5 protein-coding genes are annotated in these 7,842 nt (G+C 34.4%); all 5 read right to left on the bottom strand.

Annotation, left to right across the window (positions count from 1 at the left end; translation table 11 throughout):
- Positions 1-162 precede the first annotated feature (162 nt).
- The 5 genes from IC221_RS27120 to IC221_RS27100 all read right to left on the bottom strand — a co-directional run bounded on the left by IC221_RS27120 (position 163) and on the right by IC221_RS27100 (position 7,788).
- Positions 163-744 carry a hypothetical protein gene (locus tag IC221_RS27120; RefSeq protein WP_188171944.1) on the bottom strand — a complete coding sequence of 194 codons (582 nt, stop codon included), beginning with the start codon at positions 742-744 and terminating at the stop codon, positions 163-165.
- A gap of 207 nt (positions 745-951) precedes the next feature.
- On the bottom strand, positions 952-2,340 hold the full coding sequence (gene nhaD / locus IC221_RS27115) for a sodium:proton antiporter NhaD (protein WP_367397791.1): 1,389 nt from the start codon (positions 2,338-2,340) through the stop codon (positions 952-954).
- Positions 2,341-2,563: 223 nt separating this feature from the next.
- Positions 2,564-4,693: a 7TM diverse intracellular signaling domain-containing protein gene (locus tag IC221_RS27110; protein WP_188171943.1), complete on the bottom strand. Its 2,130-nt coding sequence runs from the start codon at positions 4,691-4,693 to the stop codon at positions 2,564-2,566.
- Positions 4,694-4,720: 27 nt separating this feature from the next.
- Positions 4,721-6,949, bottom strand: a complete 2,229-nt coding sequence (locus IC221_RS27105) for an FAD/NAD(P)-binding protein (RefSeq protein WP_188171942.1) — start codon at positions 6,947-6,949, stop codon at positions 4,721-4,723.
- A gap of 5 nt (positions 6,950-6,954) precedes the next feature.
- Positions 6,955-7,788: a hypothetical protein gene (locus IC221_RS27100; RefSeq protein WP_223241510.1), complete on the bottom strand. Its 834-nt coding sequence runs from the start codon at positions 7,786-7,788 to the stop codon at positions 6,955-6,957.
- Between the last annotated feature and the right edge of the window lie 54 nt (positions 7,789-7,842).

The raw sequence follows: 7,842 nt of genomic DNA, 5'->3' as shown, positions 1-7,842 counted from the left end.
ATTCATACGTTTTTTAGCGTTGTACTCACAAAAAATAAATTAGAATTAACTATGATTTATTTTTGACTTAGTACTTACCTCTAATTTGTGACTTTTTCCATGTTTGTTTAGTTATAATTTAGAATTAGGGTAAATGATTGGGATGAGTAATATGTAATTGATTTACTCCTCTAAATAAGGATTCAATATATATCCTGCTTCACCTGTGATTAATTCATAATTTACTTTTCGCAGACCTCCAGTTGGGTGAGTATTTGTATCATCTGAAGTGTAGAGTGGATAAGTTCTATGAATACCATTTGAAGTAAAATCGATCTCATCATGTCCCATATACCCAATAGAAAGGTCATCGTTATCAGAAATAGATTGAATATAGATCTTTCCATAACTTTCATCATTGAAAGAAGCAATACCTAATAGCTTGATATGACTACCAGAACCAGCAGTTCTTACGGCAATATAAAATTCCTCAAACCCATCTCTGTTCAAATCGATCACATAGAATTGTTCAATTGGATCTACTCCTTCAAATGTGAGTATTTCATTGGAATTCGGAAAATTCATACCTTGAATTGAAATGTTACTAACACTTTGGGATAACTTTTCTTCCGTTAATGTGAATAACATTCCTGTTTTCGTCTCAATTTGATGGTTGATAATTTCAGGAATTGCTCCTATTGAAGAGTTATCAACAGTTTTCTTTTCTTTGTTGGTTTTAACATGATCACAACTGACTGAAATCAAGGTAAAAAATGATATTATTAACAGCCTATACATAGTTTTTTGGATTGTGAATAAATCGGTTTTTGAAGTTATAGATACAATATTAGCAAATTATGTGAATTACTTTCTGATAAATAGCAGTTTGTATAAAAAAAGAAAGTTATCAACATTAACTGTTGATAACTTTCTTTGATTTTAGCTATATAAAGGGAGTTTGTGTTAAGTTGTTCACATTAACCACATTTCAAAGTAGAATAATGCGATACCACCTAAGTAACCAATTCCTGCTATCCAACCAATATTTTTTAAATACCATAAGAAACTGATTCTTTCCATGCCCATTGCCGCTACTCCTGCAGCTGATCCGATGATCAGAATACTACCACCAGTACCTGAAGCATAAGCTAACATTTCCCAGAACTTTCCATCGACTACAAAGTTGGCCATCTCACCAGTAGCACCTGCTTCAGCAATTGGATACATTCCCATAAATGCCGCTACAATTGGTACGTTATCGACTACTGCAGACAAGACACCGATAAGTGTATTTTGGAAATAAATATCAGTGAAGTGCTCCTGCATGAATCCAGCCATAACATTTAGATGTCCTGCTGAACTGAGTGCCCCTACTGCTAATAAGATACCCATTAGGAAAAGTACCGTTGGCATATCAATTTTTGTCAATATTCTACCAACATTCAGGCGTCTTTTATCTGCTAATGTTTTAGAGTGTAATTTAAAATCAGTTAGGAACCACATGGCACCTAAACCTAGTAACATGCCTATAAATGGAGGAAGATGAGTGTAAGATTTAATCACTGGTACTGCTAGCAACGCTACAATACCCATTATCAAAACAATCAGTCGGTCTCTTAATGGAATGAAAGCTTTGTTTTCATCTTCTCCTAAGTCAGGAGGATCAATTTCACCTTTGAGCTTCATACACAAAATACCCAGAGGTAAAATCATAGCGACCAAGGAAGGAAAAAATATTTCTTTAACAATGTTGAGGGCGGTAATTTGTCCACCGATCCAAAGCATAATAGTGGTAACGTCACCAATTGGAGACCAAGCACCACCTGCATTGGCAGATACGACCATCATACTTGCAAAATACCAACGTGTTTCATCGTCTTTGATTAACTTATTGAGTACAGCTACAATTACAATTGTAGTCGTGAGGTTGTCAAGAGCAGCAGAAAGGAAGAAAGTTAGGAATGACATAATAGCCAGTAATTTTGGCTTGTTTGTCACTTTAATCCTATTGGTAATTACTCTAAAACCTTGGTACTCATCAATTACTTCCACAATAGTCATTGCTCCCATTAAGAAAAAGACAATTGATGCAATTTCCGCAAGATGTTCCGTCAATTCATGATGAACTAAAAAGTGAGTAATAGATTCTTGCGATCCATCATTACCGTTATTTACCAGCCATTCTTTCCAAGTTTCACTAAAACCTAGTGCTAAAATTTCTTGAGCTCCTATGGCATAAAGAGCCCAAAGTCCTGCTCCCATTATCAAAGCTGTTGCAGCTTTATTGATATGAGTATTGTGTTCCAACACAATCAATAGATAACCGAAAATAAAAATTTCGATCATTAAATAGTACATCATCATTAGAAGGTGTTTAGATTAAAATGAAAGCGATAGTTAAATTAGTTGAAGTTTTCAGATTCAGACAGTTTTGTAATAAAAAACTCTTATCGTTGTAAAATTACTATTAAATAGTGCATTTCAATATTTCTTTAGTACAAAAGTCTTTTTTTTATAAAAAAATCCTCATAACGCCTGTTAGCTTTATGAGGATATAAGTTATATAATTATTAGTGGACTATTGTTAAACTTCAAATCCAACAACAAGGATGTCATCTACTTGAGCAGTGAAGTGATCTTCTTGACTCATCCACTTCTCTAATGTCCTCGTAATTTTTGATTTTTGATCTTCCATAGTTGCACTTAGAGAAGTATCTCTTAATAATTCTCTGAATTTCTTCACCATAAATTTCTTATTGTCACCTCCACCTGTCTGATCTTGATAACCATCAGAGAAAAGATAAAACTTTGTGTCTTTTGTTGGAATAATGTGAGATTTGAATTGTGGTGTTGTCTTTTTATAGTTACCACCAATTGAGTAGCTATCACCTTTTACTTTTATAACTTCTCCGTCTTTCACATACACCAATGGATTTTTGGCCCCTGCAAATGTTAGCTCACCTTTCTTTTTATCAATGCGTACTAATGAAACATCCATACCATCCATATTGGTATTCATTTTTTGCTTCAGAATTTCAGAAATTCTTTTATCCGCTTCTAACAAAATGTCTTTAGGATCGCTTATTCCTTCTAGGCTGACAATCTCCGTAAGTACCTCATTTCCCAACATACTTAAGAAACCACCAGGTACACCATGACCTGTACAATCACATGCTGCTAAATATATAATTTCATCTTTTTCATGTGACCAGTAGAAATCCCCACTTACAATGTCTCTCGGTTTATAGAAAATAAACATGTCCTTTAATACTTTCTTTAACTGATTCGTATTAGGTAACATTGCGTCTTGTATTCTCTTCGCATAATTGATACTTGCCTTTGTATTTTCGTGGGCTTTTTCAATAATGTTGGATTGCATTTTTACCGTCTCAAGAGTAGTTGATAACTCTTCAGTAAGGGCAGTCAATTCAGTGTTAGCTTCAGAAAGTTCGTGTGTTCTTTGAGTCACTCTTCTTTCCAGCATTACGTTTTGCTCTTTGATAAGCGTTTCATTTTTCTGTAATGCTTCTAATACTTCTAACTGCGCTCTTTCTTTTTCTTCTTTTAATGTTTTCAGCTTATCACCCAAGGCAAAAGAGAGGAATAATACTTCTATACCAGAACCAATCTGCATTGGATTTAAATACATACTTACCTCTAGCACATTGACACTCTCTAAAATTGCGGCGATAAAGCCTGCATTCAATGCACCCCAGGCAATTAAGTAATATTTGGCAGGCTTATAACCTCTTTTATATGAGATCAAACTTGCGATCAATAATAAGAACCCAAGTGTTAAGAGTCCTACTTGTGACATCATTAATGCTTCCACTTTAAAGTCTAAAATGATACTAGCAATAATAATGAATCCCCAAATGATGTAAAGTGTAAACCCTTTTTTGATGATTGGAGGTAATGTGTCTCCTTGGATAAACTTTCTAGTAAAAACAACAGCTGTGATTTGAGTAAATGCGGAACTGATGACCACAAACTCATTAATAATCGGTGTTTCTGGCCATAAATATTCAAACATGTAACCAAATACCGCAGCCATAAATACAGTAATACTCAACACATAACAGACATAAACCAAGTAGATATTATCTCTTGTAGAGTACCACACAAAAAAGTTATAGAAAAACATCAAGAGCATGAACCCAAAGTAAATACCTTGGTAAAAATCAAAATCATGCTCGAAAGCAATAAAATCAGTGATTGTTCCTGCTCTTAATGGGAAAAATAAAGGCTGAAGAGCCGATACTTTTAAATATATAGTGGAATTTTGTGGTTCCGTTAACCGGAATACAAAATTCCCCATATCGATTTCTCTTGTACTAAAATTATAAGCGTCTCCTGTTTTTACCGTTTTCAATAATAAACCTTCCTTGCTTACTTCATAAAAGTGTAAGGTGTCTAAAAAGGCACTACCTACTTCAATATAATTATGCTCAGCATCCAACACATTCGTCTCAAATTTCACCCAATAAGAGGATTTGGTAGACTGAAAATTTGGAATTTCCTGATTATAAAATTTAAATAAGTGGTCTTTATTCCCTGAAATCACATCCATTTCTGAGATAGAATGAGATGCATCTTCAAGAATCATCACTTTAGTACCAATATTCTCGAACGTATGACTCCTAGCGTAAGTAGAAGAACTACTTACTATCAAAAATAAAAGTATTAGGTAGGTAAATCGTGCTGGTAAAAACATAAAAAAAGTTTTTAAAAAATGAGAGCGCTATTCTTCAATAACTCCTAAGAGAGCGTGTTGTCTTTCAATGGATTTATTTAAACTATTTGTTAGTATCTTATCTGCAGCCTGAATGCCTGAGATAACAGTTCCTTCCATATAGCCTACGTTCAATCCAAAATTGATCCAATCTCCTGTAAAGAATAAATTTTTATATTCCGTTTCATCGGTTTTTAATCTATACTTATTCGTTCCTGGCTGTGCTAACACATAATGCATTGATGGATCCATGTTCGTGACGAAACACTGATTATTAAATTTTTCCATTGGATTTGCATCCATATTCTTATCACATAATAGTGAGTAATCGAATTTATTATTCTTTCTTGCTTTTGGCCAGAACCATCCCATGTAATTGTCCATCCAATCTTCAGCAACTTTCTTCAATAAGGCAATTTGCTCTTTTGGATAATTCGTATTACTTCTTGGTGGTTCCGGGTAATTGGTAGGCCAAGTTCCACACCAATAACTGATTTGCTTTGCTTCTGATTCAGGTTTCCAGTTTTCATAAGGAGCAATGTAGGTCATAGAAGTCCATGAATATAAAGGATCTTCATAAATGACGGTATTGGCATAAGAACCGTCTTTCATTCCCCATTCTCCTAGATCCATTCCTAAACCTTCAATATCTTCATTTAACCAGAATTGAACATTAAGTGTAGCGGTAGCTTTTACCTTCTCCACCATATTCTTCCACTTTGGTTTTTTCTTCATGATTTCAGAGCAGATATATTCTAAAGGTTTGATTGAAGTTGCCAGTACTGCAACATCAAAATCTTCTCCTTTCTTCAGTTCAAGAGACTCAACATTTTCCCAACCTGACCAATGTGATTCTATATCAATATCTTTTTCCTTGATTTCAGCAGCTTGTGCCTCATTAATCTGAGACAAATCAGGATGAAGTGTCCATTGGAACAATCCTTTTTGCTTCACTAGAGGCTTATATTTGGTTAGACCTTCTTTAAGATCTACCTGTTTTCCAACAATAATTTCCTCAATTTCATCAGTTTCAGAATATTTCACTTCATCCAAATGATGGAAGAAATGAAAGTTGACTCCTCTGTCTTCTAATGCAACATAAAGTGGGGCTGTAAAAGTTCCCCCAGTTCCTCCTCTTAGGTTCCAAACAAAGCTTCCCTTATAGCTAGGAATCATCAACATCATTCGAACAGAGATATCAGCAGCTACAGTTCCTTTTTCTCCATTGTACTTATTGGCAAATGTACCTTTATATAAGAATCGTACAATAGCGGAGTTAATCACTTGCTCACTTGCTCCGTTCATTCTCAACCAATCAGAAAAATCATAGTTGTTGATGTTTTCCCATTCGTATTTCCCTGTTTTTACATTATAAACATCCTTGAAAACCCCTTCAATACAAACAAGCGATAGCTGTACAATTTCTGAAATTCGTCTTAAGTGATTACCTCTAAATAGAAGTTTAAAAATCCATGTATTCAGTAATTTTACAATTCGATCTGAATATTTGATCAAGTCTTCTACAAGGTCTACTCTATCATCTAAACGTTCTAATTCATCTATTTTTTCCTCTAGTGATTTAAAACGTTTTGTGTGATTATATTTTCCTTCTTTGATACTTAGTTTTTTAGCAAAGCGTAAAGCTAGTCTTTCTAAACCAGAATATTTCTTGATTTTTTCTTCAGCAATAGGTTGGTCAAAGAAAAGGTGTGCTAGTAAATCATTCCAGAATCCCACTTTTCCGGAAGTATTTTCTTGATAAGGTGATCCGATTAAAACTTCTAATCCTAAAGCGATAAATTCTTTAATTAAAACAGAAGAACTTACTGGTTCACCTGATCCAGGAACTCGGTTGTTGTCAGGAAAAACAAATGGCCAATCGATCCAGTTGCCATTTTTATCTTGTTCTACCATGGAAGTTACTGGGTTCGGGTTGAAACCATCTCTCCATGTTTGAAAAGCACCGTCAGGATTTAAATTATGCTCTGCAATGTATTCATATACTTCCTGTACCATTCTGAAGGCATTGTCATACCAACCTTGGAACATGTGAATACCTCTTTCCTCCACTCTTCCTTCTTCACCTAAACCTGTAGTCGCTTTACCTCCACATCTCCATCCTGATTGATAAAGATGAATCTCATATTGGTCTTGCCAGTTTTTAATGCTTGATAGTTCCCAAGCTGTAGTCAATCCGGAGATGCCTCCTCCGAAAATTGCAATTTTCTTCTTAGTCATAGTATTTAAATTTGGGGATAGTTTACCTTATTGTCGACAATAAAATTTTCGAGTTCAGGAATTTCCAACAATTCTGAAATGTAGAAATAGATCTTTTTTAAATGTCTTTTTATGATAACCTTATCTAATATATAGGAGATCAATGTGCCTATATCAAATCCGATATCCAACACATTAAGCATATCTCTAAATTTTAATGGATAGTTCTCAGGATATAAATCTTTTATTTTTACCAATATATCCACTGCTGGTAAGCGTGGGTTAGCCAATATTTTACCTAAAGGCCCAAATAATTCTGTTTTTCCCTCTACCATTACTTCTGCATAAAGTAAACGGTCTAAAACTTCATTGATAAAATATTGTTCAATCCAAGACTCTTCTTTCGCTAATTCTTTGTATTCAATGTATCCATGAATAATGCTTGTATTGTGTGCTTTATACCAAGTACTAGAACAAGGATTAGAAAGGTAATCCACCCATCTTTGTACAGGCTGAGGAAGATCTTTGCATTCTAACTTTTCCTCAAAAACATACGATCCTAATACTGAGTAATAAATGAACTTAAGATTAACATTATACCACCAACGGGCGTGATATTCTTCTGCCAGTACACCTCGTTCTACTTCCCATTCTAAAAAGTCAATTTCAGAATTACCGAAGCCATATTGGTTCCCATCTGCGAAACCATATTTTACATAGTATTCTTTTCGAGATTCCAATCTTTCTTGGGGGCTGTTTTTAATGGAATTAATATAGGCCTCCGCTTTTATCGACAAAGATTGATAGTCAGAGAGTTGCTGTTCAGTTGATTTCATAGAAACATTTAAAAAGTAGCTCATAGCTTGAATGTAAATCTAATGTAAGCATTATTCTGGAATAATTTAAGTCCTACA

Source organism: Flammeovirga sp. EKP202, assembly GCF_014534745.1.
Lineage (GTDB): Bacteria > Bacteroidota > Bacteroidia > Cytophagales > Flammeovirgaceae > Flammeovirga.
This window is presented reverse-complemented; position numbering and strand designations above follow the sequence as displayed.